Consider the following 22340-nt stretch of genomic DNA (forward strand, 5'->3'; position numbering starts at 1 on the left):
ATGCATCCCGCACCGTCGATTATCCTTTTCACCACCCTTTCGGGTCTGGGTTTCGGGCTGATGATCTGGATGGGGCTGGGCTTTCCCGGCGTCACCGGCTGGACGGCCTTCGCCTTCGCTGCACTGGCCTGCGGTCTGGCGGGCGGCGGGCTCGTGGCCTCGACCTTCCATCTGCGCCACCCGGAACGCGCGCTCAAGGCGTTCAGCCAGTGGCGGTCGAGTTGGCTGTCGCGCGAGGGCGTGCTTTCGGTGGCGACCCTAGCGGCATTCGCCCCCTATGCGGCGGAGCTCTGGCTCTACGACATGCGGCTGGCAGGGCTGGGCTGGCTGGTCGCGGCGCTGGCCCTGGCGACGGTGCTGGCGACCTCCATGATCTATGCCCAGATCCGGGCCGTTCCGCGCTGGCATCACTGGACCACACCCGCCCTCTTCGTGCTCCACGCGCTGGCGGGCGGCGCGCTTCTGGCCGCGCAGACCTATGTAGCGGCGCTCCTGCTGCTGGCGCTGGGGGGCGTGCAGATATATCACTGGCGCAAGGGCGATATCCGCTTCCGCGAGGCAGGCACCACCGCCGAGACCGCAACCGGGCTCGGGCGCATGGGCCGCGTGCGCCTTCTGGAGCCGCCGCATACCGGCCGCAACTACCTCTTGCGGGAGATGGTCCATGTGGTGGGCCGCCGCCACGCCGAGCGGCTGCGCCTGATCTCGCTGGCCGCCGGATGCCTGCTGCCAGCCTTCCTGCTCTCCGCGCTACCGTCTGGGCATCTTGCCGCCGGGATCGCGGTGCTCCTCCATCTGGGAGGTGTCCTGGCGGGGCGCTGGCTCTTTTTCGCGGAGGCCGAGCATGTGGTCGGGCTGTATTACGGGCGGCGCTGAAGGCCGGCCCTCAGCCCTCGACCAGCACCAGCACCAGCACGCTCAGCACCACCAGCGCGATGCCGGCGACCTCGCGCCCGGTGGAGCGTTCGCGGAAAACCAGCCAGGAGGCGAGCGCGGTGAAGACCAGTTCAATCTGGCCCAGTGCCTTGACATGGGCCGCGTTCTCCAGCGTGAAGGCCGTGAACCAGCCCAGACTGCCTGCGATGCTGAGCGCGCCCACCGCCGATGTCACCCGCCAGTGGCGGAAGACACGCGCGACCTCACCCGGTTCGCGCCACAAAAGCCAGAGCGCCATCGCCACCGCCTGCGCGGCCGAGACGCAGGCCAGCGTCACCGCCGCGCGCAAGAGCGCATCGCCGTCGGAAAGTGACAGCGACGCCCCGCGATAGCCGATGGCCGAGACGCCGAACAGCGCACCCGAGGCCAGGCCCAAGCCCGCCGCGCGATTGAAGACCCGCCGCCAGAGCGGCACGCCCGGCCGCCGCGCCGGCGGATCGGAGAGCAGCACGACACCCACGAAACCCAGCGCGATCGCGAGCCAGGCGCCCGGTCCGACGGTCTCGCCCAACACCACGAAGCCCACCAGCGCGGTCTGCACCGTCTCGGTCTTCTTCAGCGTGATGCCCACGGTGAAATTCCGTGCCGCGAAGAGCGCCACCACGCACATCGTGGCCAGGATCTGCGCCGTTCCGCCGGTCATCGCCATGATCCAGAACCGCGCCCCGGTCTGCGGCAGCGAGTCGCCCCGCGCCCAGATCAGCGCGGCCACCAACAGCGCCGCCATCGGCGCGCCATAGGCGAAGCGCGCGAAAGTCGCCCCAGCGGTCGAAAGCCGCGTGGCCTTGAGATGCTTTTGCAGCATGAACCGCAGGTTCTGAAGGAACGCCGCGGCGATCGTGACCGGTATCCAGAGCGCCATGCGATCTCTTGGCACGCACCTACGGGGCTGTCGAGCGATTGTGATACACGTGCGGCCGCGCCGAACTATATTAAGGCGTAACGGACACCATTAAGGCGTAACGGACACCGACCGGAGGACAGACATGATCGACCGACGCCTCTTTCTGGCAAGCGCCGCCGCCGCGCTGGGCCTAGGCACGCGCGGCCGCGCGGCGGAGTACGAGATCACGCTGACCGAAGCCGAATGGCGTGAGCGGCTGACCCCCGCGCAATTCGCCATCCTGCGCGAGGCCGAGACGGAGCGCGCCTTTTCCAACAGCCTGATGGGAGAGAGCTCCGACCTGCTGAAGGAAAACCGCGCGGGGCTCTACCATTGCGCGGGCTGCGATCTGCCGGTGTATTCTTCGGAGACGAAGTACGACAGCGGCACCGGCTGGCCCAGTTTCTGGGCGCCGCTGGAGGGCGCGGTCGGCTATTCGGAGGACAATTTCCTGATCTACACGCGAACCGAGGTGCATTGCCGCCGCTGCGGCGGGCATCTTGGCCATGTCTTCGACGACGGCCCGCCGCCCACCGGCAAGCGTCATTGCCTCAATGCGCTGGCGCTGACCTTCACGCCGGCCTGACAACCCGCCCCGGCTGCCCCCGCTGGGTGTTGCAGCGCCGGCTCCGGCGCCGGGCGGAGCGGATGGGCAACCGGATCCTTCGCGCGAAACAGATAACGCCGGATCACCGCGGCATATGAGCGGTAGAAATAGCCGCCATTGCGCGCCAGGTAGCCTTGGGCGTCCACGGCGTGGCGCGCGGGCAGCCGGTACCAGGGCAGACCCGGATGGGCGTGGTGGACGGCGTGCAGGTTGTTGTTGAGGAATAGCAGCGCCAGTGGCCCGCGATCGGCCACGATCACCGTGCGCGCGGCGACGCAGACATGCGCGCGGTGCTCGAGAAATGTGCGGATCTTGAGGATGCCGTGGCCCAGATAGACCGCCAGCAGATACGCGGCGGGCGGCATCGCGGCGACGAGGTCCAGCCGCAGCCAGACCGGCAGCAGCGCAGCCATGTGCCAGGCCCAGGCGGCGGCGACGCTGCCGTCGCCTCGCGCGATCCGCCGGATGTCACCCGCGATAAACCGCGCGAGACTTAGCGCTGGGCCGATCAGGACCCGGCCCGCCAGCGTGTTGTTGGCCCGCAGCAGCACCCGCAGGACCGCCGGCAGGCGTGCCCATGCAGCCGGGTCCAGATAATTCGATTCCGGATCGTCGTAGGGATCGGTCAGCCGCTCGTCGCGGTGATGCGCCAGATGCGTGTCACGGAACCGCGCATAGGGCACAAAAAGCCCCAGCGCCGGGAAGACCAGCGCCGCGTTGAACGCGCGGGCGCGGAACGGATGGCCGTGCAGCGCCTCGTGGCAGAGCGAGGAGTGCAGCGTCACGCAGAGCGCCACCAGCCCCACCGCCAAGGGCGGCGACAAGGCCGCCAGAACGGTCGTGCCCAACCCCCAGAGCCCGTAGCAGGCTGCCAACAGCGCCAGCGTCGGCCATTCGGCCCGGCCGCGGGGCGCGGTGATCATGCACGGCCCCAGCGGATGTTGGCCCAGAGCCGCTCATAGACAAGATAGCAGACCAGCCCGGTCGCGGTGTTGACCAGCGCCATCGTCCCGCCGAGGCTGACCGACCCGGTCATGACGAGCCCGACTGAGGTCATCAAGGCGAACCCCAGCAGGTTCCAGAAAATCGCTTTGACAACAGTGCGCAGGCGCGTCTCCATCCCGGTCCTCCTTGTGGTGAATTCTCCCTCACGCCTAGCTTCACCACAGCGACCGGGCCATTCTGGAAATACGCAACATAAACACATCAAATGTGTTAAAAATCGCTTATGATGACAAAAATCGACAAACGCGACCGCGCCGATCTATTTCGTACCCGCCTTGCCCGTGCGATGGAGGAGCAGGGCCAGAGCCGCAGCGCGCTGGCCCGCGCCATCGGCGTGGACCGCTCAACCGTCTCGCAGCTATTGGCGGAGGGGCAGACGCGGCTGCCCAACGCGCATGTGGTGGGCGAATGCGCCGCGCGGCTGGGCGTGTCGGCGGACTGGCTGTTGGGGCTGACCGAACGGCCCGAACCGGCGGGCGAGCTGTTCGGCGCCGGGCTGACGGTGACCGACGCGCCGCGCTCATCCATCGACGATCAGATCATCGACTGGCACCGCGAGGCGTCGGGCTACAAGATTAGGCACGTGCCCACGACACTGCCCGACATGCTCAAGACCCGTGCCATGCTGCGCTGGGAATATGCCGACCATTTCAGCCGCACCCCCGACCAGGCCATCGGCGCGGTGGAAGATCGGCTGGCCTGGATACGCGAGGCCACGTCCGATTACGAGATCGCCTTCCCGCTGCACGAACTGGAAAGTTTCGCGCGGGCGGAGGGCTATTATCGCGGACTCGACGCCGCGCTGCGCCGCGACCAGCTTGCCTGGCTGGCGGAGTTGCATGACAGGTTCTACCCGACGCTGCGGATATTCCTCTTTGACGCGCGGCTCGTCTTCTCGGCCCCGATGACGGTTTTCGGGCCGCGCATGGCCTCGATCTATGTCGGCCATCACTACCTGGTCTTCCGCGATGCAGAGCGGGTGCGCACCCTGACCCGGCATTTCGACGGGCTGGTGCGCGAGGCCCGCACAGACGCGCGCGATTTCCCCGCCCACGCGGCGGCGCTCGCCGCCGAAGTCTGAGCGCGTCCGGACCCTGAAGCTCTGGCCTGAACATACGGACCGGAGCGGTGATGATCGCCCCCGCAGTGGTCTGTACATTCGGACACGCACCGCGCGGGGGCAAAGGGCGAGGCTACGCTAGAATGTTGCAGACCGGAACAATCCGCCTAGCGCGCCGCGCCGATGCCGCGGCCCGCGTCATCCGGGGGCGGCAGTTTCGCGTGATGCGCGGCGATCTCGGCCAGCCTTGCGGCCACACCGTCCGCCGGGGGCGATGTGCGCCGCGTCTCCAGGCTGACATGCAGCAGCATGTGCTCGCCCGTGGCCAGCAGCCGCCCGTCCCCGGCGTGATATAATTCCTGGAAGAGATGCATCTTCTTGCCGCCGCCCTCCAGAAGGGTCGTCTCCACGCGGATCGGATCGCCGGCACGGGCCTCGCCCAGATGGCGCAGATGCGTCTCGGTGGTGAAATAGCTGCCGCCGGTGGCGACGTAATCGGCATCCACGCCGACCATTTCCATGAACCGGTCCGAGGCGCGGCTGAACGTCTCCAGATAACGGGCCTCGTTCATGTGGCCGTTATAGTCGGTCCAGTCGAGCGGTACGGTCAGCTCCATCGTGCGGATGGGGCGCGCCAGGTCGGCCTGAGAGAGATCGGGCGCACGCCGCCGGTCCTGTTCGTTGAGCAACGCGCCCACCCCCCAGTCGGCCCATTTCAGCGCCCGCATGATCGCCACGAGATTGCTGTCGCGGATGCGCTCCAGCTCCCGGATCGAATGCGCGCCCGACTGCGCGTCGGACTGATCGGCGATCGTCTCCACCAACTCGTCGGTCAGGTCCGGCACGTCCATCAGCTTGGTCCAGGGCCATTCCAGGCAGGGGCCGAACTGGGCGATGAAATGGCGCATTCCGGCCTCGCCCCCGGCGATGCGGAAGGTCTCGAACAGCCCCATCTGCGCCCAGCGCAAGCCGAAGCCGAAGCGGATCGCGTCGTCGATTTCTTCGGTGCTGGCGATCCCGTCCTTGACCAACCAGAGCCCCTCGCGCCAGACCGCCTCCATCAGCCGGTCGGCGATATGGGCGTCGATCTCGCGGCGCAGGTGCAAGGGCTTCATGCCGATCTCCGACAGGATATCCTTGGCGCAGGCGACCAGCGGCGCGGGGTTCGCGTCGGTCGTCACCAGTTCCACCAGCGGCAGCAGGTAGACGGGGTTGAAGGGATGGGCGACCATGATCTGCCCCGCCCGCGTGGCGCAACCCTGGAGCTGCGAGGGCCGGAAGCCCGAGGTGGAAGAGCCGATCACCGCTTCCGGGTCGCCATGCGCCTGTATCTGCTGGAAGACCTTGCGCTTGAGCTCCAGCCGTTCCGGCACGCTTTCCTGGACCCAGGCCGCCCCCGCGACCGCCTCGGATATCGTTCCGTGAAGGCTCAACTTTCCCTCAGCCGGTCCGGAGACGGCCGATAGCCCCGGCGCGGCGCGGCGCGCATTGGCCAGCACTTCGTCCAGCTTGCGCCCGGCCTCCGGGTCGGGGTCGAATACCCGGACGTCCCAACCCGCCGCCAGGAACCGCGCGGCCCAACCGCCGCCGATCACCCCGCCGCCAATGATTGCCGCCACGCTCATTGCGCAACCTCCCTCAGCATGTCCATGTCATAGCCGTACCATTGCAGGATTTCGCGGGCCGCCGCCATACGGTCCGGCGCGGAGCGCGGATCACGGTCGAGCACCAGCAGCCGGTCGCCGGAGCGCGTGCCCAGCACGGCGGTGCGGAAACCCTCATCGACCCAGAGCACGGCGAGCGGCGCGCCCTTCGGCGGGCGCAGCCAGCCAGTGCCGGTTTCCACCAGCCGTTCGCGGCGCAACTCGCGCCCGGCCAGCGACACACTGTGGATCAGCGCGCCCGGCACGGGACGGAAGCTGTGGCGGTAGGGCGGCAGTGGCGCGCCCGGCGCGGCGAAGCGCGCGACCTCATGCCAGTCGCCCGCGAAGGCGCGCGCGTCGAAACGCGTGGTGGCCCCGAAGGGTGCATCGGCATCGCGCGGGCCCGGCGCGGGCGCACAGGAGGCAAGCGCGAGCCCGAGACAGACCAGAGTCGCGCCGAAAAGGCGGCTCACGCGGGATCCCGTTTGACCAACCCGAGGCGCTGCCGCACGGCATCCGGCCCGATCACCGAAGCGCCCAACCCCTCGATGATCCCCACCGCCTTTTCCACCAGTTGCGCGTTGGTCGCCAGAACGCCCTTCTCCAGAAAAAGGTTGTCCTCCAGCCCGACGCGCACATGCCCGCCGGCCAGCACGCTGGCCGCGACATAAGGCATCTGGTTGCGCCCCAGCCCGAAGGCCGAGAAGGTCCAGCCCGCGGGCACGTTGTTCACCATCGCCATGAAGGTGTTGAGATCATCCGGCGCCCCCCAGGGCACGCCCATGCAAAGCTGCACCAGCGCCGGGGCCTCCAGCGCACCGTCGGCGACAAGCTGTTTGGCGTACCACAGATGGCCGGTGTCGAAGGCCTCGATCTCGGGCTTGACGCCCAACTCGGTCATCATCCGACCCATCGCCTGCAACATTCCCGGCGTGTTGACCATGACGTAATCGGCCTCGGCAAAATTCATCGTGCCGCAGTCGAGCGTGCAGATCTCCGGCCGGCACTGGCGCACATGCTCCAGCCGCTCGGCCGCACCGATCATGTCGGTTCCGGCCTCGCTGAGCGGCAGCGGCGCGTCGGTCGGCCCGAAGGTCACGTCGCCGCCCATCCCGGCGGTGAGGTTGAGCACCACGTCCACATCCGCGGCGCGGATACGCTCGGTCACTTCTCGGAAATGGGCCAGATTGCGCGAGGGTGCGCCGGTCTCCGGGTCGCGGACATGGCAATGGACCACCGCCGCCCCGGCGCGCGCCGCCTCGATCGCGCTGGTCGCGATCTCCTCGGGCGAGCGGGGCACGTGCGGGCTGCGGTCCTGCGTGCCGCCGGAGCCGGTGACGGCTGCGGTGATGAAGACCTCGCGATTCATGGTCAGCGGCATTCTGTCCTCCGGTCGTGGCATGGCTGCATCCGCGCCGACTATCCCGCGGCTTGCCCGTCCATGTTTTACGATTTACGAAGTATAATTGATGAATAAGGAAAATTCGATCTTCCGGGCCGGGGATACGGCGCTGCGGTTCGGTATCCTGGTCCTGTCGGACAGCAACACGCTGTCGCTGGCCGCGGTCGTGGACCCGCTGCGCGGCGCGAACCGGCGCGCGGGCGCGGAACTCTACCGCTGGCAAATACATTCCGCCGATGGCGCGCCGGTGCGGCTGACCTCGGGCATTTCCTTTCCCGCCCCCGCCCTGCCGGAACGGCCGGATTTCGATGTCCTCGTGGTCGTCGCGGGCTTCCGGCTGGACGAGCAGGCAACCCGCCCCCTGCTGGCGCGGCTGCGCCGGATCGCGCCGCATCTCCGCGGGCTGGGTGGCGTCGATGGCGGTAGCTGGTTCCTGGCCCGCGCCGGCCTGCTCGACGGGCACACGGCCACGACGCACTGGGAGGATCTGGAGCTTTTCGCCACCCGCTTTCCCGCCGTGGACGTGGTGCGCGACCGCTACACGATCAGCGGGCGCTGCTTCACCACCGGCGGCGCGTCGCCCGCGCTCGACATGATGCTGCATCTGATCCGCGCGCGGCAGGGGCCGGAACTGGCGATGCGGGTGGCCGGCGCCTTCATCTACGACACCGTCCATCCCGGTCACGCACCGCAGAGCCTGGTGCCCGGCGCGCGGCTGGCGGAGACCGCGCCGCAGGTGGCGCGCGCCGTGGGGATCATGGAAGACGCGCTGGAGGCGCCGCCGCCGATCGCCCGGATCGCCCGCGCCGTGGGGTTGAGCCCGCGCCACCTGGAGACCCGGTTTCGCCGCGCGCTCGGCACTACGCCGGGCGCGTTCTTCCTGGGGCTGCGCCTGGCGGAGGCGCGGCGCCTGCTGCTCGACACGGGGCTGCCGGTGCAGCAGGTCGCGCTGCGCACCGGCTTCGGCTCGCAGGCGGCCTTCGCGCGCGCCTTCCGCAACCGCTTCGGCATGTCCGCCAGCGCGCTGCGGCGGGTGCATTCGGGCTGACCCCGGCCGAGCGCGCCGGATCAGTAGGGCATCGGATGGGCACGGTGCGTCGCGTCGATCTCGGCCAGCAGCTCCGGCGGCAGGTCCAGCCGCGCGGCGCCCAGCGCGCGGCGCAACTGCGCCACGCTCGTCGCGCCGAAGATCGCCGAGGCCGTGAAGGGCCGCCGCGCCGCCCAGGCCAGCGCCATCTGCACCGGGTCGAGATCGTGCTCCGCCGCCAGCGCCAGATAGGCCGAGATCGCCTCCCAGACGCGCGGCGTGATGCGCCCGCCCAGCGTCGGGTTGTAGACGCGCCGCGTGCCCTCGGGCGTGACATCGCCGGCGTATTTGCCGCTCAGAAGCCCCGCCGCGAGCGGCGAGAAGGCCAGCAGACCGACATCCTCATTGGCGCTCAACTCGGCCATGTCGGTATCGTAAAGCCGGCAGAGCAGCGAATATTCGTTCTGCACCGAGGCCACGCGCGGCGCACCATGCGCCTCGGCCGCGCGCAGCCATTGCATCGTGCCCCAGGCGCTCTCGTTGGAGAGCCCGAAATGGCGGATCTTGCCCGCCTGCACCAGCTCGGCCAGCGTCTCCGCAACCTCGGCCATATGGGCCGCCGTCTCGGCACGGTCCTGCCCGGACGGGTCGTAGTCCCAGTTTTGGCGGAACATGTAGCTGCCCCGGTTCGGCCAGTGGATCTGGTAGAGGTCGATATGATCGCAGCGCAGCCGCGACAGCGAGCCGTCCACCGCCTCCAGCACCGTGGCGCGCGAGACCGGCGCGCCGTCCCGCACTGCCTTGTTGCCCGCCCCGGAGACCTTGGTCGCGATCAGCAACTCGTCCCGGCGGCCTGACTTCGCCACCCAGTCGCCGATGATGCGCTCGCTCAGCCCGACGGTCTCGGCGCTGACCGGGTTGACGGGATACATCTCGGCCGTGTCGAGCATGTTGATCCCGGCATCGAGCGCCATGTCGATCTGGGTATGGGCGTCCTCGGGCGGGGTCTGGGTGCCGAAGGTCATGGTGCCCAGGCAGAATTCGGATATCTGGAGGCCGGTGCGGCCCAACTCGTTCATGCGCATCGCCGGTATCCTTCTTCGGTTTGCGGCGAGCCTAGAATCCATGCGCGGAATGTCAAAGCCATATTGAGAACGTAAAGGGAACACGTTAGAGTCGTTCCATGACACGCGACCTCATGCTCATCCGTGCGCCGCACCGTCCGCGGCCGGTCGTGCCGATCGTCGGCGGGGCGGGGAGCGGAACGGAAGGCCCGGCCGGATCGGAAGCCGGGGCCGACATGCCCGGCCTCGTCCTGGCGCGGGTGCATGAATTCTGCGGCCCCGCCCGGCGCACCCTGGCGCTGATGCTGGCGCGCGCGCTGCCCGGCACGGTGGTCTGGATCCGCCCCGCCTGGTCACCCGACCGGCTCAACCCCGACGGGGTGCGCGGGCTGATCGATCCGGCCCGGCTGCTCAACGTGACGCCGAAACGCCCCGAGGACCTGCTCTGGTCGATGGAGGAGGTGCTGCGCAGCGGGCAGGTCGCACTGGCCGTGGCGGAACTGCCCGAGCCCCCCGGCCTGACCCCGGTGCGCCGCCTGCAGCTTGCCTGCGAGACCGGGGCGGCGGAGGGCGCCCAGCGGCCGCTGGGCGTGCTGCTGCTGCCCGGTGCGGGCGGCGCGCCGGGGGTGGAGAGCCGCTGGCACCTCGCCCCGCGCCACAGCATCGCCGCCACCCGCTGGCGGCTGGAGCGTCACCGCGCCCGCATGGCCCCGCCCCGTACCTGGGAGGTGGAGCGGCGCGGCCGCCGCCTGGTGCTGCGCGACACCGCCACCGCGCCGGCGTGACGTCCGTCCGGGCCGGGCCGCGCTCAGACCTCGCTCCAGTCATGGACATGCACATCCGCCCCCGAATGCCCCCCCAGGATCGTGACCGCCATCTGCTGCTTCTCGGGTGTGCCCGCGCGCACCCAGACCAGGATACCGCCATGCCGGATCTGGTTGGCGTAATACTCGCGATGCGCGCGCCCCGCCCGGCGTGCCAGCAGCGACCCGATCACCGCCCCCGGACTGCCGCCGATCGCGACCGCCGCAACCGAGGCCGCCAGCGTGCTGGCCGGTGTCAGCATCGCGGTCATGGCGATCGCCGATCCCAGGAAGAAGAAACCGCCCGCGATCGCGCCCTCCAACTCGCCCATCGCCTCCTCCGAGACGAATGCCGCCCGCGGGGCATCGGGATCGTCCTCCATATCCCCGGCGCGCCAGAACGCGTCGCCCAGTTTCCCTTCCAGTATCTCCTCGCGTGCGAGAACGCTGATGTCGAACCGGCTGAAGCCCGCGATCATCAGGTCGTAGATCGCCGCCTGCATGGCCTCGACCGAATGGAAAACCGCCACGGCCTCGGGCGTGTCGATATAGTGTTCGGGCTTTGCGCCCTCGGGGAGTTTCGTCATGATCAACCTCCTTGCATCTGCGGGCCAGTCTATCCCGACGTCGCGGGCGCGCATTGATCCGCGTCATGTTGCTCGCTTGATCGGAACGGGTTTTGAGGCAATATCACGCCGCCACAACCCCAGCGGAGTGCGCCCGATGCCCGATGACCCGACCGGCCTGCTCGACGACCGCCTGCGCGCTGGACGCATCGCGCTGGACCGTGTCCCGGTGATCGACCTCGGCCCGCTGCGCGCGGGCGGCGACACCGCGGCAATGGCCGCAGCCATCCGCCATGCGTTGACCCATATCGGCTTCATGTATGTGCGCGGCCACGGCGTCCCGCGGGAGATTACCCGACGCGCCTATGCCGCGGCGCGCGATTTCTTCGCCCTGCCCGAGGCCGAGCGGATGGCGCTGCACATCACCGGCTCCGGCGCCGCCCTGCATGGCTATACCGAACGTTTCGGGGAAAACAACGACCCCGGCCGCACCATCGACCTGAAGGAAATCTTCGACCTCGGCCGCGAGGCCGCAGACGGGTGCATTCGACCGTTCTTCGGCGCGACTCCCTGGCCGCCCGCGCTGCCCGGCTTCCGCACCGCGATGATGGCCCATCACGACGCGATGCTGGGCCTGGGGCGCGACGTAATGGCCGCGATCGCGCTGTCGCTGGAGCTTCCGCGGGATCATTTCGAACCCATGATGCAGGAGCCGATCAGCATCCAGCGCGTGCTGCACTACCCGCCACAGGTGGCAGTGCGCGACGACCGGATGATCGGGATCGGCGCACATACCGATTACGGCTGCCTGACGGTGCTCAGCCAGGATGCCTCCGGCGGGCTTCAGGTGATGAACCGCGACGGACGCTGGATCGAGGCGCCGCCGATCCCCGATACGTTCGTCATCAATATCGGCGACATGATGCAGCGGCTGACCAACGATCTCTATCTGGCCAACCTGCACCGCGTCATCAATGTCTCGGGCCGGGCGCGCTATTCGATGCCGTTCTTCTTCGATTTCGACCATGACACCGAGGTGGCGCCGATCGACGCCTGCACCGGCCCCGGCAACCCGCCGCGCTACGCCCCGGTGGTCTGCGGACGGCACAAATGGGCGCGCTACGCCGCCGCCTATCCGGATCTGGGTCGTGGCTGAGGGCGCGGGCATGGAAATCCGCCCCGCCACCCGCGTCGATTGCGCCGAGATTGCCGCGCTCTGGGAACCGGTGATCCGCGACAGCGAGATCACCTTCAACAGCGCCGTGAAGACCGAGGCCGAGATTGCCGGGATGCTGGCCGAACGCCGGGCCGCCGGCCATGCCTTCCTGGTTGCGCGGCAGGACGGCCGGCTGATGGGCTTTGCGACCTACGCGCCGCTGCGTCCGGGCACCGGGTCGGCGCGCACCATGGAGCACACGATCATCCTGAACCCCGCCGCACAGGGCCGCGGCCTGGGACGGCTCATGATGGCCGCGCTCGAGGATCATGCCCGCGCGGCCGGCGTGCATGCGCTCTGGGCCGCGATCAGCCCGGCCAACCCGTCCGCCGTAGGCTTCCACGCGGCGCTGGGATTCACGCATGTCGCCACCCTGCCCGAGATCGGCTGGAAATTCGGCCGCTGGTACGACCTGATCCTTATGCGCAAGACGCTCTGAGCCCGCGCGGCGGACTCCGTCCCCGCGCAATCGGGGTGGGAGGAAAGGCCGCGGCGCGGATCGCGCCTCCGCCCGGTGACATCGCGCAGCGCCTGCGCTAACGTCTGTGCGCCGCGCAGCCCCGAGGAACGCCCGCCATGTCGCTCTGGTCCAGAATAGCCGATGCCGTATCGGCCCTCGCCAAGGGCGAAAGCCTGTCGGAGGTATTCGGGCGGCTGCGCACGCCGCCGGAACGTTCGGTGGCGTTCGCGATCGCGGTGATCGCACTCGGCGCCAAGATGGCCAAGGCCGACGGCACCGTCACCCGCGACGAGGTGACGGCCTTCCGGCAGGTCTTCCACATCCCGCCGGGGGAGGAGAAGAACGCCGCGCGGGTCTTCAACCTGGCGCGCCAGGACGTGACCGGCTTCCAGGACTACGCGCGCCGGATCGCGGCCATGTTCGGAGCCGAGAGCCCGGTCCTGATCGACCTGATGGAAGGGCTCTTTCACATCGCAATGGCCGACGATCAGTACCACCCGAACGAGGATGCCTTCCTGCGCGAGGTGGCCCGCATCTTCGGGTTGGGCGATGCCTGTTTCCGCGCCCTGCGCGGCCGTTTCGTGCCCGATGCGCCGCAGGATCCCTATGACGTGCTGGGCGTGACCCGCGACATGCCGGTCGGAGAGATCCGTCAGGCCTGGCGCAAGGCGGTGCGCGACACCCATCCCGACCGGATGATCGCGCGCGGCGTGCCGGAGGAAGCGGTCAAGCTGGCCGAACGCCGCCTGGTCGCGATCAACCGCGCCTGGGAGGAGATCAGCACCGACCGGGCGGCTTGAGGCCCCGATGCGCATCGCCACATACAATGTCGAATGGTTCAACGCGCTCTTCGACGACGAGGACCGGCTGCTGGCCGACAGCGACTGGTCGGCGCGCTACAATGTGACCCGCGCCGATCAGGCCGAGGCGCTGGGCATCGTGTTCACCGCGCTCGACGCGGATGCGGTGCTGATCGTCGAGGCGCCCGACAGCAACGGCAGGCGTTCCACCGTGCGGGCGCTGGAAAATTTCGCCACCACCTTCGATCTGCGCACCACGCGCGCGGTCAGCGGGTTTTCCAACGACACCCAGCAGGAGCTTGCGCTGCTTTACGATCCGGCGGCACTGGGGGCGGCGCACGACCCGCAGGGCGAACTCACCGGCAAGAAGGGAGCATCGGGCGCGCCACGCTTCGACGGTGCCTTCCGCTGGGATATCGACGTGGACCGCGCGCCCGAGATCATCCGATTTTCCAAACCGCCGCTGGAATTGGCTATGACGCCGGCGGACGGTCGGCCGTTCCGGATGATCGGGGTGCATCTGAAATCCAAGGCGCCGCATGGCGCGGAGACCCCGCAGGAGATCATGCGCCTGTCGATCGAGAACCGGCGCAAGCAAATGGCGCAGTGCATCTGGCTGCGCCACCGGATCGAGACGCATCTGGAAGCCGGCGATCCGCTGATCGTGCTGGGAGACCTCAACGACGGCCCCGGCCTGGACGAGTACGAAAAGCTCTTCGGACGTTCGGGCATCGAGGTGGTGATGGGCATCGACGGTGGCAACGGACAGCGGCTGCACGACCCGCATGCCCGCGCCGCGATCCTGCAACGGCTGGGCCCCCAGCCCTCCACCGCGCGGTTCTTCATCCAGCAGGAGGGGCGCTATCTGAACGCGCTTCTGGACTACGTCATGCTGTCGCGCGATCTCTGCGAAGCGGGCGCGCGCTGGCGAATCTGGCATCCCTTCGACGACCCGGTCTGCTACCGCACGCCGGAACTGCGAGAGGCGCTGCTCGCGGCCTCCGATCATTTTCCGGTCAGCGTCGATCTGGACATCTGACCCTTCACATACGGGCCGCGCTTCCCCATATTTCCGCTCATGCACAGACTGCCCGCCATCGCGTTCGCGCTCGGCCTTGCCCTGTCCCCCGCCGCATCCGCGCAGGAGGCAGATCAGGATCAGCTTCGCGACGGCATGGACCGGCTCTCCGAAGGCTCACGGATGCTGCTCGAGGGGTTGATGGGCGAGCTCGCACCGATGCTCGAGGAACTGAGCACGATGATCGACGATCTCAGCAAGTACGAAATGCCCGAAGTGCTGCCCAACGGCGACATCATCATCCGCCGCAAACGCGAGGGCGACGTGCTGCCGCCCCCCGGCGGGCTGCCACCCCCCGAGGAGGGGCAGATCGACATCTGACACGCGCTGCGATCCACCGCCCGGCCCGTCACGGCGTCGCGGCCGCCCGCAGGCTGTCGGCGAAGGCCGCTGCGGCGGGCGACAGGCCAGCCCCCGCCCGGCTCATCAACTCGATCTGCCGGCGCGCCATTGTGTCGGCCAACGGTCGGAAAACCAGCCCGGCAGGCGCGGTGGCGGTCACGAGCCGGGGCAGGACCGTCACGCCCAGCCCCTCGCGCACCAGTGCCAGCAGGGACGTAGTATTGTGCACCCGAAGCGTCGCACGCCCCGCAATCTCCTGAAAGACCGGGTCGGAAATCGCCGCCGACAGCCCGCTGTCGATGTATTCGGCACTGGCGAGCGCCTGCCAGTCCAGCGGTTCGTCCCCGGCGAGCGGGTGATCGGCGCGGCAGACCAGCCCGAAGGCGTCGCTCATCAGCGTCTCGCGCGCCAGCCACGCGCCCGCCGCGCCACCGGACGCGATGCCGATATCGGCCTCCTCGGCCTCCAGAGCGCGCAGCACACCCGCCGAATCGCTGTCGCGAATGTCGAGGAAAACGCCCGGCCGCCGGGCCAGATAGCTGCGCACCACGCCGGGCAGGATCTGCGCAGCGACCAAGGGCACCGCGGCGACCCGGACAAAACCGCTCTCGGCGCGGGCGAAGGATTCGATCACGCGAAGCGTCCGGTCGAAATGGTCCAGTTCGCGCCTTGCATGGTCCAGCACGAAGACGCCCAGTGCCGAAAGATGCGCTTTCTGCCCGGTCTCGAAGAGCCGCCCCCCGAGATGGGCCTCCAGTTGCGCCAGCATCATCGACACGGCCGAGGGCGACCGGCCGAGCCGCGCGGCCGCATCCGCCAGGTTGCCGTGCTCCGCCACCATCACGAAGCAGCGCAGCATTTCCGTCTTGATCGCCATGACTTCAATTTTCCTGAAATTACTTTAAGACATTTGATTTTGACTGAAATGCTCCTCGGCGTCCATACTCCGCCGATCGTGACATATCAGGCGTGCGCGCTAAAAGCCGCCGGAGGGCATCCATGACAGATTTGCAGAAGAACTACATCGCGGGCGAATGGGTAAGCGGTGTGGGCGAGATCGAGAACCGCAACCCCTCGGACCTGTCCGACCTGATTGGGCGCTTCGCCCAGGCCTCGGCCACCCAGCTTGACGACGCGCTCGATGCAGCGCGGCGCACACAGGCCGAGTGGGCCGCCTACGGGCTGGAACGCAAACAGGCCGCCCTGATGGCCATCGGCAACGAGCTTATGGCCCGCGCCGAAGAGCTGGGCACGTTGCTCAGCCGGGAAGAGGGCAAACCGCTGGCCGAAGGCAAGGGCGAGGTCTACCGCGCCGGGCAGTTCTTCACCTATTACGCCCATGAATGCCTGCGCCAGCTTGGCGAGAACGCCGACAGCGTGCGCCCCGGCATCGAGGTGGACATTCGCCGCGAGCCGGTGGGCACCGTGGCAGTCATCAGCCCCTGGAACTTCCCGACCGCCACCGCTAGCTGGAAGATCGCCCCGGCGCTGGCATATGGCAACGCGGTGATCTGGAAGCCCGCCAACCTGACGCCGGCGTCCGCCGTGGCGCTGACCGAGATCATCAGCCGCCAGGACATCCCCAAGGGGTCCTTCAACCTCGTTATGGGCGCGGGCCGCGATGTGGGCCAGCGGCTGGTGGAAAGCCCGAAGGTCGACGCCATATCCTTCACCGGCTCGGTTCCGGTGGGCCGGGGCATCGCGGCAGCGGCGGTACAGAATTTCACGAAGATCCAGGCGGAAATGGGGTCCAAGAACGCGCTCGCCGTCATGGACGACGCCGATCTCGACCTCGCCGTCATACTGGCTCTGGGCGGGGCCTTCGGCGGCACGGGGCAGAAATGCACCGCCTCCTCGCGCCTCGTCGTGCAGGACGGCATCCATGATGCTTTCGTGGAGAAACTCGTCGCCGGCGCGCAGGCGATGAAAGTCGGCCACGCGCTGGCCGAGGATACGCAGATCGGGCCGGTCATTTCCGAACAGCAGCTCAAGGAGAACCTGGCCTATGTCGATCTGGGCAAGTCGGAAGGCGCGGAACTTGCCTGCGGCGGCGCGCGGCTGAACATGGAGACCGAGGGCTACTTCATGTCGCCGGGCGTTTTCGTGAACACCACCAACGCCATGCGCATCAACCGCGAGGAAATGTTCGCGCCGCTGGCCGGCGTCATCAAGGTGGGCAGCTATGACGAGGCGCTGGCTGTGGTCAACGACACCGAGTTCGGCCTGACCTCGGGGATCGTGACGCGAAGCCTCTCCCGCGCCACGCATTTCCGCCGCAACGCGCGGACCGGCGTCGTCACGGTGAACCTGCCCACCGCCGGCACCGACTATCACGTGCCCTTCGGCGGCCGCGGCATGAGTTCCTACGGCCCACGCGAACAGGGCACCTATGCACGCGAGTTCTACACCACCGTGAAGACCGCCTATATCGCCGCGGGGGCGCCGGCATGACCTACCGCATCGACGGGCTGCAATACGCCAACTGGTCCGACAAGGTCTTCCGCCAGATGCGCGAGGGCGGCGTCGATGCGGTGCATGTCACGATCGCCTACCACGAGAATTTCCGCGAAGCGGTCCTGAATATCGAACGCTGGAACCGCTGGTTCGAGCAGTATCCCGACCTGATCTTCCACGGCCAATGGGGCAGCGATGTCCGGCGCGCGCGGGAGACCGGGCGCACCGCGATCTTCTTCGGCTTCCAGAACCCCGCCCCCATCGAGGACGATATCGGCCTGGTCGAGATCGTGCACAAGCTGGGCACGCGCTTCATGCAGCTCACCTATAACAACCAGTCGCTGCTGGCGACGGGCTGCTACGAGGCCGAGGATGCCGGCATCACCCGAATGGGCCGCCAGGTCATCCGCGAGATGAACCGCGTGGGCCTCGTGGTGGACATGTCCCACTCGGCCGACCGTTCGACCATCGAGGCGGCAGAGATCTCCGCGCGGCCCATCGCCATCACCCACGCGAACCTGCACGACTGGGCCCCGGCGCTGCGCAACAAGCGCGACGACGTGGTGCGCGCGGTGACCGCACGCGGCGGGATGATGGGCTTTTCGATGTATCCCCATCACCTGCGCGACAAGTCCGACTGCACGCTGGAGAGTTTCTGCACCATGATCGCCACCGCGGCGGAGCGCTTCGGGGCCGAGCATTTCGGGCTGGGCTCAGATCTCTGCCAGGACCAGCCCGATTCCATCGTGGAATGGATGCGCACCGGCCGCTGGTCCAAGGAAGTCGATTACGGCGAGGGCTCGGCCGCGGCGCCGGGCTTCCCGCCGCAGCCCGCCTGGTTCCGCGACAACCGCGATTTCGGAAATATCGAGGCGGGCCTGCGCAAGGTCGGATTCAGCGAGGCCGAAGTCGCGGGCCTGATGGGCGACAACTGGCTCAGATTCTTTGACGAGAATTTCGTCCCGGCGGGCTGACCCGCCGGGTTTCGGGGTGCGCCCCGCCCACCGGATATTCACAAGGAGGCGAGAATGTCCGACATCACCGAGAGAGCGGCGGCCCAAGGGCACCTGCATCACATCAACAAGCCGCTATTCGCGGTCATCGCCTTCTGGTTCACCATCGTGGGCGGCACCGGCATCAGCCAGGAACTGGCCAATCCCGGCTCGGTCTCGACCGCCTTCGAGGGTTTCAACCTGCCCGCCGCACTGCTGGCCATCACCCAGCAACTGCCGATGGGCTTCCTCGTCTCGGTGTTCTTCCTGATCCTGACCACCGTCTTCGTGGCCACCACGGGCGACTCGATGACCTATGTGATATCGGTCGCGATGTCGAACGAGGACAAGCCCGCCCTGCCCGTGCGGATATTCTGGGGCATGGCGATGGGCGTCATGGCCCTGATCCTGATCTATACCGGCGCCGGCGGCGTCGGCAAATTGCAGAGCTTCATCGTGGTGACTGCGGTTCCGGTGTCGCTGATCCTGCTGCCCTCGCTCTGGGACGCGGTGCGGATCACGCTCGAGAAGGGCCGCACCGGCGGCTGATCCGGCGAAAAAGGGGTGGCCGCAGCGCCGGCCGCCCCTAGACTTGAACCATTGGCGGAGCGAGGACCACCATGCAGGCAGATGCGCAAGCGACCGGGAAAGCCGCGAAACGGCCGCCCGAGACCGTGATGCGGCTTGCGCGCATGGGCGCCTTCCACCAGAGCCGCCTGTCCTTCATGCGCATCCTGCTGCGTCGGATGCAGCGCGAGGGTTGGCGGTTCGAGCGCCGCGCCTTCGACATCGACGCGCGTGGCGTGGGCCACGCGGTCTATGCCGCGCATGGTCCCCGGCACAGTTATTCGCTGGTTGCCTTCGCCCATGACTTGCCGGCCGAGAAACGCTCCGACCGGGTCATCGCGGATGCCTGGGACGCGACCTTCGCGCTGTTCGACGGGCTGCCCGAGCAGGCCGATATCGACCGGCTGGCCGCCAATGTCCCGCTGCAGGAGGCCGGCCGCATCTCCGGGCGCGAATTGTCGCTGTCGCGGGCCAACCGCTCGGTCCGGCTCTTCGAGCATGTGGTCGGACGCCTGGCCGAAGGCCGTCAGCCCGACCCCGAGACGGTGGGACATGTGGGCTACCTGATGCGCACCACGGCAGTTTACGGGTCGGGCAAATTCGGGGCGGCAGACCGCGACATGATCGCCGACCGGCCCGAATTCGCGGCCCCCTTCCAGGCCGAGATGCTGTCGGTCTACCTGACCCGCTGGTTCGTGATCGAACTGGCCGAACACCTGGCCCGCGCCCGCGCGCCCGGAACCGCCGTCGCGATGGCGCCTGCGATGCGCCGGCGCTTCGGCATCGGCAATTCCACCGGGCTGGGCATGGCGCCTTTCCTGATCACCCATCCGGTGCTGATCAACAACTGGATCGCCGCGCGCGAGGAGGCGCTCGCGCGGGTGCGCAGCCTGACCCGCGCCACGCCGGAGGCGCAGCAGCGGTTCCGCGCGCTTCTCGCCCGCGCGGTGCAGAACGCCGCGGAATGGCAATCGGAACATCCCTTGCAGATCGGCAAGCTGGCCGCGCTGCGCGCCGATCTGGACCGGCTGCGCGCGCGGGTCGATAATGGCGGGCTCGACGGCACGCGGCCGTGGGACGCGCTTTACCGCTGGGCCGAGGATACGCTGAGCCTCGAAGGGCAGGAACAGCTCGTCTCGCTGGTGCTGGAGCCTTACGGCGATCTGGTGGATAAGCTGTCGGACTGCATGGGCGCGGACGAGGCCGCGGCCTTCTGCATCGACGGCGCCATGACCGTGGCCGAACTGCGCGCCACCCTGCAAGATGTCTACGGCTGGGCGCTGGAGATCGACTGGCAGGCGCCGCCCGCGCAGGCGCGCTGCTGGTACGTCTCGGAAGAGAAGCTGGAGCCGCGGCTGGGCGAGCGCTTCGATGAGCCGGTCACGGCCTACGAACAGCCGCTCTCGCCGGGGCGCGACGCAGCGCGGCTTTATGCCGATCTGGCCGGCTACGATCCCGATGCGCCATTGGCCGAGTTGCTGCTCGCCCTGCCAGTGCATCGCCACATGGTGCGCCGCGCACAGATCGCCACGCGCTTCCCCTATGCCGAGATTCGCGACAACACGATTGGCGCCGACGTGCTGCCCATCGACATGCTGCGCGCCAAGCTCTCCTTCTTCGGGGCCACGCATTTCGACCCGCGCTCCGACCGCTGGGTACGGATCAACATGTATCGCGGCGCGCCCTATCCCGACGAGCTGGCCGGCGCGGCCTACGACGACTGGGCTTATCCGGTTCTGCCGGAGACCGCGTCATGACCCCGTCGCTGAGCGAGATCGAGACGCTGGGTAAGCGCGCGGCGCGCGGTGCGGGGCTGAGCTGGGGCCTGGCGGAGGAGGCCGGCCGCGCCGCCCGCTGGCTGAGCGCGCATGGCCTGCCGGGTGTGGAGAGCCTCGCCGCGTTGCTGGAGCGCAATGACGGTGTGTCCTACGGCGCGCTGGCGCCCGTGTGCCTGGAGACCGGCTGGCGGCCGGCGGGCGCGGTGATCTGCCCGCTCGTCGCGGGTGCGGCACTGGCCGATCGCGCCGCCGCGGTGGCGGGCGGCGCGGTGGCCGGGATCGGCCCTGTTGCCTGTCCCGTGCTTCTGGCCCCGGCCGCAGCCGGGGTTGCGGCGGCGACCGGCGCGACGCTGGACCTGGCCTGGGACAACCTGCGCCTGACAGTTGGGCCGGACGCAGTCTGGCTGGAGGCCGGCAAAGCTGCGCGGCTGGCGCGGCCCGAAGCTGCCGAGGTTCGAATCCGCATCGTTGCCGAGGGGCATGGCACACCCTGCCCCGCCGGGCAGCGCCCCGAGGTGACAGGGGCCGAGTGGGCGCGGCTCGCAAGGCTTGCGCACCGGACCTACGCCCCGGCAACTGACGCCTCCCGACTGGCCGGCGCAGGCGCGGGGTTGAGCGACAACGACTGACGAAGGGACGCAGCGCGATGAGCACCGAGACACTGAGCCTCGACGAGATCGAGACCCTGGCCTTGGCCGCGCTGGTCGCCGCTGGCACGCTGGAGCAGAACGCCCGCGACCTGGCACGGGCCACCGCAATGACCGAGGCCGACGGTGTGGCCAGCCATGGGTTGGCCTATATCCCGATCTATTGCGAACATGTGCAGTGCGGCAAGGTCGACGGCAAGGCCACGCCGGTGCTCGAACATCCGCGCCCCGGCGTGATCCGCGTGGACGCCGCCACCGGCTTTGCCCATCCCGCCATCGCTTTGGGTTTCGAGACGCTGATCCCGGCGGCGCGCGAGCTGGGCATCGCGGCCCTCTCGATCCGCAATTCCTACAATTGCGGAGTGCTGGGCGTGCATACGCAGGTGCTCGCACAGGCCGGGCTGCTGGGGCTGGGCTTCACCAACGCGCCGGCCTCGATCGCGCCCTCGGGCGGTCAGACCCCGCTGGTCGGCACCAACCCGTTCTCGCTCGCCGCGCCCGACGGGCGGGGCGGCGCGGCGGTGCTGATCGACCAGAGCGCCAACGTGATCGCCAAGTCGGAGATCATGAAACACGCGCGCGAAGGCAAGCCGATCCCGGAGGGCTGGGCGCTCGACGCCGATGGCAACCCGACCACCGATCCCGAAACCGGGCTGGCGGGCTCGATGGCGCCCTCGGGCGGCTACAAGGGCGTGGGCGTCGCGCTGATGGTCGAGCTGATGGCCGCGGCCATGTCCGGGGCGACGCTGGGCAAGGATGCAAGCCCCTTCTCCGGCACCACGGGCGGACCGCCCAGAACCGGTCAGTTCTTCATCGCCATCGACCCCGACGCCAGTTCCAACGGCGCCTTCGCGGCCCGGCTCGCGGCGCTGGTGGATGCGCTGCGCGCCCAGCCCGGCGCCCGGCTTCCCGGAGACGGGAGGGCGGTGGCGCGGGCGCGGGCGGCGCGCGACGGCGTGGCTGTCAGCAGCGCCACGCTGGAGCGTATCCGCGCCTTGATCTGACGCCAC

At 68.8% G+C, this 22340-nt stretch carries 24 protein-coding genes and 1 pseudogene; 16 read left to right on the forward strand and 9 right to left on the reverse strand.

Annotation, left to right across the window (positions count from 1 at the left end; translation table 11 throughout):
* A complete protein-coding gene (locus DDZ14_RS04070) occupies positions 1 to 876 on the forward strand; it encodes a DmsC/YnfH family molybdoenzyme membrane anchor subunit (RefSeq protein WP_109423653.1) in 876 nt (291 codons plus the stop codon).
* A gap of 10 nt (positions 877 to 886) precedes the next feature.
* On the opposite strand, the gene DDZ14_RS04075 is transcribed toward DDZ14_RS04070, so the two are convergent.
* On the reverse strand, positions 887 to 1798 hold the full coding sequence (locus DDZ14_RS04075; protein ID WP_109423654.1) for a DMT family transporter: 912 nt from the start codon (positions 1796 to 1798) through the stop codon (positions 887 to 889).
* A gap of 127 nt (positions 1799 to 1925) precedes the next feature.
* Here DDZ14_RS04075 and msrB point away from each other — a divergent pair, with 127 nt between their 5' ends.
* Entirely contained in the window at positions 1926 to 2405 is a 480-nt protein-coding gene (msrB, locus tag DDZ14_RS04080) for a peptide-methionine (R)-S-oxide reductase MsrB (RefSeq protein WP_199221285.1), read from the forward strand.
* Here the strand turns inward: msrB and DDZ14_RS04085 are convergent.
* Positions 2363 to 3349 carry a fatty acid desaturase gene (locus tag DDZ14_RS04085; protein ID WP_109423656.1) on the reverse strand — a complete coding sequence of 329 codons (987 nt, stop codon included), beginning with the start codon at positions 3347 to 3349 and terminating at the stop codon, positions 2363 to 2365. The two genes, msrB and DDZ14_RS04085, sit on opposite strands and share 43 nt — an antisense overlap.
* Complete coding sequence (locus tag DDZ14_RS04090; protein WP_109423657.1) at positions 3346 to 3546, reverse strand: DUF2061 domain-containing protein; 201 nt, start codon at positions 3544 to 3546, stop codon at positions 3346 to 3348. Before DDZ14_RS04090 ends, DDZ14_RS04085 begins: the two co-directional genes overlap by 4 nt.
* Before the next feature lie 108 nt (positions 3547 to 3654).
* On the opposite strand from DDZ14_RS04090, the gene DDZ14_RS04095 reads away from it, so the two are divergent.
* Positions 3655 to 4512 (forward strand): helix-turn-helix domain-containing protein, encoded by an 858-nt coding sequence (locus DDZ14_RS04095; RefSeq protein WP_109423658.1) that lies wholly within the window; start codon positions 3655 to 3657, stop codon positions 4510 to 4512.
* Between the two features lie 146 nt (positions 4513 to 4658).
* Here the strand turns inward: DDZ14_RS04095 and DDZ14_RS04100 are convergent, their stop codons facing one another.
* The 3 genes from DDZ14_RS04100 to DDZ14_RS04110 are packed head-to-tail and all read right to left on the reverse strand — an operon-like array spanning position 4659 to position 7515.
* The gene (locus DDZ14_RS04100; RefSeq protein WP_109423659.1) at positions 4659 to 6116 is read right to left on the reverse strand and encodes a carnitine 3-dehydrogenase; all 1458 of its coding nucleotides are present in this window, start codon (positions 6114 to 6116) and stop codon (positions 4659 to 4661) included.
* The gene (locus DDZ14_RS04105) at positions 6113 to 6607 is read right to left on the reverse strand and encodes a lipocalin (RefSeq protein ID WP_109423660.1); all 495 of its coding nucleotides are present in this window, start codon (positions 6605 to 6607) and stop codon (positions 6113 to 6115) included. Before DDZ14_RS04105 ends, DDZ14_RS04100 begins: the two co-directional genes overlap by 4 nt.
* Complete coding sequence (locus DDZ14_RS04110; protein ID WP_109423661.1) at positions 6604 to 7515, reverse strand: 3-keto-5-aminohexanoate cleavage protein; 912 nt, start codon at positions 7513 to 7515, stop codon at positions 6604 to 6606. The genes DDZ14_RS04105 and DDZ14_RS04110 overlap by 4 nt, the downstream gene beginning before the upstream one ends.
* Positions 7516 to 7603: 88 nt before the next feature.
* On the opposite strand from DDZ14_RS04110, the gene DDZ14_RS04115 reads away from it, so the two are divergent.
* On the forward strand, positions 7604 to 8584 hold the full coding sequence (locus DDZ14_RS04115; RefSeq protein WP_109423662.1) for a GlxA family transcriptional regulator: 981 nt from the start codon (positions 7604 to 7606) through the stop codon (positions 8582 to 8584).
* A 20-nt stretch (positions 8585 to 8604) separates the two neighbouring features.
* On the opposite strand, the gene DDZ14_RS04120 is transcribed toward DDZ14_RS04115, so the two are convergent.
* Complete coding sequence (locus tag DDZ14_RS04120) at positions 8605 to 9648, reverse strand: aldo/keto reductase (protein WP_109423663.1); 1044 nt, start codon at positions 9646 to 9648, stop codon at positions 8605 to 8607.
* A gap of 215 nt (positions 9649 to 9863) precedes the next feature.
* Between DDZ14_RS04120 and DDZ14_RS04125 the strand changes: the two genes are divergently transcribed.
* A complete protein-coding gene (locus tag DDZ14_RS04125) occupies positions 9864 to 10412 on the forward strand; it encodes an ImuA family protein (protein WP_233252475.1) in 549 nt (182 codons plus the stop codon).
* Between the two features lie 23 nt (positions 10413 to 10435).
* Here the strand turns inward: DDZ14_RS04125 and DDZ14_RS04130 are convergent, their stop codons facing one another.
* Positions 10436 to 11017 (reverse strand): hypothetical protein, encoded by a 582-nt coding sequence (locus DDZ14_RS04130; protein ID WP_109423664.1) that lies wholly within the window; start codon positions 11015 to 11017, stop codon positions 10436 to 10438.
* A gap of 136 nt (positions 11018 to 11153) precedes the next feature.
* On the opposite strand from DDZ14_RS04130, the gene DDZ14_RS04135 reads away from it, so the two are divergent.
* From DDZ14_RS04135 to DDZ14_RS04155, 5 genes are all read left to right on the forward strand, one after another.
* Positions 11154 to 12152: an isopenicillin N synthase family oxygenase gene (locus DDZ14_RS04135; RefSeq protein WP_109423665.1), complete on the forward strand. Its 999-nt coding sequence runs from the start codon at positions 11154 to 11156 to the stop codon at positions 12150 to 12152.
* Between the two features lie 10 nt (positions 12153 to 12162).
* Positions 12163 to 12651 (forward strand): GNAT family N-acetyltransferase, encoded by a 489-nt coding sequence (locus DDZ14_RS04140; RefSeq protein WP_109423666.1) that lies wholly within the window; start codon positions 12163 to 12165, stop codon positions 12649 to 12651.
* Between the two features lie 137 nt (positions 12652 to 12788).
* Positions 12789 to 13472, forward strand: coding sequence for a molecular chaperone DjiA (locus DDZ14_RS04145; RefSeq protein ID WP_109423667.1), 684 nt, complete (start codon positions 12789 to 12791; stop codon positions 13470 to 13472).
* Between the two features lie 7 nt (positions 13473 to 13479).
* On the forward strand, positions 13480 to 14511 hold the full coding sequence (locus DDZ14_RS04150; protein WP_109423668.1) for an endonuclease/exonuclease/phosphatase family protein: 1032 nt from the start codon (positions 13480 to 13482) through the stop codon (positions 14509 to 14511).
* Between the two features lie 39 nt (positions 14512 to 14550).
* Positions 14551 to 14871 carry an AAA+ family ATPase gene (locus DDZ14_RS04155; protein ID WP_199221280.1) on the forward strand — a complete coding sequence of 107 codons (321 nt, stop codon included), beginning with the start codon at positions 14551 to 14553 and terminating at the stop codon, positions 14869 to 14871.
* 28 nt (positions 14872 to 14899) lie between these two features.
* Here DDZ14_RS04155 and DDZ14_RS04160 read toward each other — a convergent pair whose 3' ends face one another.
* Complete coding sequence (locus DDZ14_RS04160) at positions 14900 to 15769, reverse strand: LysR family transcriptional regulator (protein WP_109423669.1); 870 nt, start codon at positions 15767 to 15769, stop codon at positions 14900 to 14902.
* Positions 15770 to 15891: 122 nt separating this feature from the next.
* Here DDZ14_RS04160 and DDZ14_RS04165 point away from each other — a divergent pair, with 122 nt between their 5' ends.
* The 6 genes and pseudogenes from DDZ14_RS04165 to DDZ14_RS04190 all read left to right on the forward strand — a co-directional run bounded on the left by DDZ14_RS04165 (position 15892) and on the right by DDZ14_RS04190 (position 22334).
* Complete coding sequence (locus DDZ14_RS04165; protein WP_109423670.1) at positions 15892 to 17343, forward strand: aldehyde dehydrogenase family protein; 1452 nt, start codon at positions 15892 to 15894, stop codon at positions 17341 to 17343.
* Positions 17340 to 18320, forward strand: coding sequence for a membrane dipeptidase (locus DDZ14_RS04170; protein WP_109423671.1), 981 nt, complete (start codon positions 17340 to 17342; stop codon positions 18318 to 18320). The genes DDZ14_RS04165 and DDZ14_RS04170 overlap by 4 nt, the downstream gene beginning before the upstream one ends.
* Positions 18321 to 18443: 123 nt before the next feature.
* Positions 18444 to 18887 (forward strand): annotated as a pseudogene (locus tag DDZ14_RS04175) (BCCT family transporter); the annotation flags it as partial.
* A 71-nt stretch (positions 18888 to 18958) separates the two neighbouring features.
* Positions 18959 to 20662 carry a hypothetical protein gene (locus DDZ14_RS04180; protein WP_109423672.1) on the forward strand — a complete coding sequence of 568 codons (1704 nt, stop codon included), beginning with the start codon at positions 18959 to 18961 and terminating at the stop codon, positions 20660 to 20662.
* Positions 20659 to 21312: a DUF3726 domain-containing protein gene (locus tag DDZ14_RS04185; protein ID WP_109423673.1), complete on the forward strand. Its 654-nt coding sequence runs from the start codon at positions 20659 to 20661 to the stop codon at positions 21310 to 21312. The genes DDZ14_RS04180 and DDZ14_RS04185 overlap by 4 nt, the downstream gene beginning before the upstream one ends.
* 17 nt (positions 21313 to 21329) lie before the next feature.
* Positions 21330 to 22334, forward strand: a complete 1005-nt coding sequence (locus DDZ14_RS04190) for an Ldh family oxidoreductase (protein WP_109423674.1) — start codon at positions 21330 to 21332, stop codon at positions 22332 to 22334.
* Positions 22335 to 22340 lie beyond the last annotated feature (6 nt).

Source organism: Maritimibacter sp. 55A14 (genome assembly GCF_003122205.1).
Taxonomy (GTDB): domain Bacteria; phylum Pseudomonadota; class Alphaproteobacteria; order Rhodobacterales; family Rhodobacteraceae; genus QEYE01.

Excerpts from the sequence above, each read along its gene's own strand:
- DDZ14_RS04180 (WP_109423672.1), top strand. The coding sequence starts at position 18,959 with ATGCAGGCAGATGCGCAAGCGACCGGGAAAGCCGCGAAACGGCCGCCC.
- DDZ14_RS04120 (WP_109423663.1), bottom strand. The coding sequence starts at position 9,648 with ATGCGCATGAACGAGTTGGGCCGCACCGGCCTCCAGATATCCGAATTC.
- DDZ14_RS04170 (WP_109423671.1), top strand. The coding sequence starts at position 17,340 with ATGACCTACCGCATCGACGGGCTGCAATACGCCAACTGGTCCGACAAG.
- DDZ14_RS04155 (WP_199221280.1), top strand. The coding sequence starts at position 14,551 with ATGCACAGACTGCCCGCCATCGCGTTCGCGCTCGGCCTTGCCCTGTCC.
- DDZ14_RS04165 (WP_109423670.1), top strand. The coding sequence starts at position 15,892 with ATGACAGATTTGCAGAAGAACTACATCGCGGGCGAATGGGTAAGCGGT.
- DDZ14_RS04115 (WP_109423662.1), top strand. The coding sequence starts at position 7,604 with ATGAATAAGGAAAATTCGATCTTCCGGGCCGGGGATACGGCGCTGCGG.
- DDZ14_RS04185 (WP_109423673.1), top strand. The coding sequence starts at position 20,659 with ATGACCCCGTCGCTGAGCGAGATCGAGACGCTGGGTAAGCGCGCGGCG.
- DDZ14_RS04090 (WP_109423657.1), bottom strand. The coding sequence starts at position 3,546 with ATGGAGACGCGCCTGCGCACTGTTGTCAAAGCGATTTTCTGGAACCTG.
- DDZ14_RS04190 (WP_109423674.1), top strand. The coding sequence starts at position 21,330 with ATGAGCACCGAGACACTGAGCCTCGACGAGATCGAGACCCTGGCCTTG.
- DDZ14_RS04100 (WP_109423659.1), bottom strand. The coding sequence starts at position 6,116 with ATGAGCGTGGCGGCAATCATTGGCGGCGGGGTGATCGGCGGCGGTTGG.
- DDZ14_RS04085 (WP_109423656.1), bottom strand. The coding sequence starts at position 3,349 with ATGATCACCGCGCCCCGCGGCCGGGCCGAATGGCCGACGCTGGCGCTG.
- DDZ14_RS04110 (WP_109423661.1), bottom strand. The coding sequence starts at position 7,515 with ATGCCGCTGACCATGAATCGCGAGGTCTTCATCACCGCAGCCGTCACC.
- DDZ14_RS04135 (WP_109423665.1), top strand. The coding sequence starts at position 11,154 with ATGCCCGATGACCCGACCGGCCTGCTCGACGACCGCCTGCGCGCTGGA.
- DDZ14_RS04075 (WP_109423654.1), bottom strand. The coding sequence starts at position 1,798 with ATGGCGCTCTGGATACCGGTCACGATCGCCGCGGCGTTCCTTCAGAAC.
- DDZ14_RS04140 (WP_109423666.1), top strand. The coding sequence starts at position 12,163 with ATGGAAATCCGCCCCGCCACCCGCGTCGATTGCGCCGAGATTGCCGCG.
- DDZ14_RS04095 (WP_109423658.1), top strand. The coding sequence starts at position 3,655 with ATGATGACAAAAATCGACAAACGCGACCGCGCCGATCTATTTCGTACC.
- DDZ14_RS04130 (WP_109423664.1), bottom strand. The coding sequence starts at position 11,017 with ATGACGAAACTCCCCGAGGGCGCAAAGCCCGAACACTATATCGACACG.
- DDZ14_RS04125 (WP_233252475.1), top strand. The coding sequence starts at position 9,864 with ATGCCCGGCCTCGTCCTGGCGCGGGTGCATGAATTCTGCGGCCCCGCC.
- DDZ14_RS04160 (WP_109423669.1), bottom strand. The coding sequence starts at position 15,769 with ATGGCGATCAAGACGGAAATGCTGCGCTGCTTCGTGATGGTGGCGGAG.
- DDZ14_RS04145 (WP_109423667.1), top strand. The coding sequence starts at position 12,789 with ATGTCGCTCTGGTCCAGAATAGCCGATGCCGTATCGGCCCTCGCCAAG.
- DDZ14_RS04070 (WP_109423653.1), top strand. The coding sequence starts at position 1 with ATGCATCCCGCACCGTCGATTATCCTTTTCACCACCCTTTCGGGTCTG.
- DDZ14_RS04150 (WP_109423668.1), top strand. The coding sequence starts at position 13,480 with ATGCGCATCGCCACATACAATGTCGAATGGTTCAACGCGCTCTTCGAC.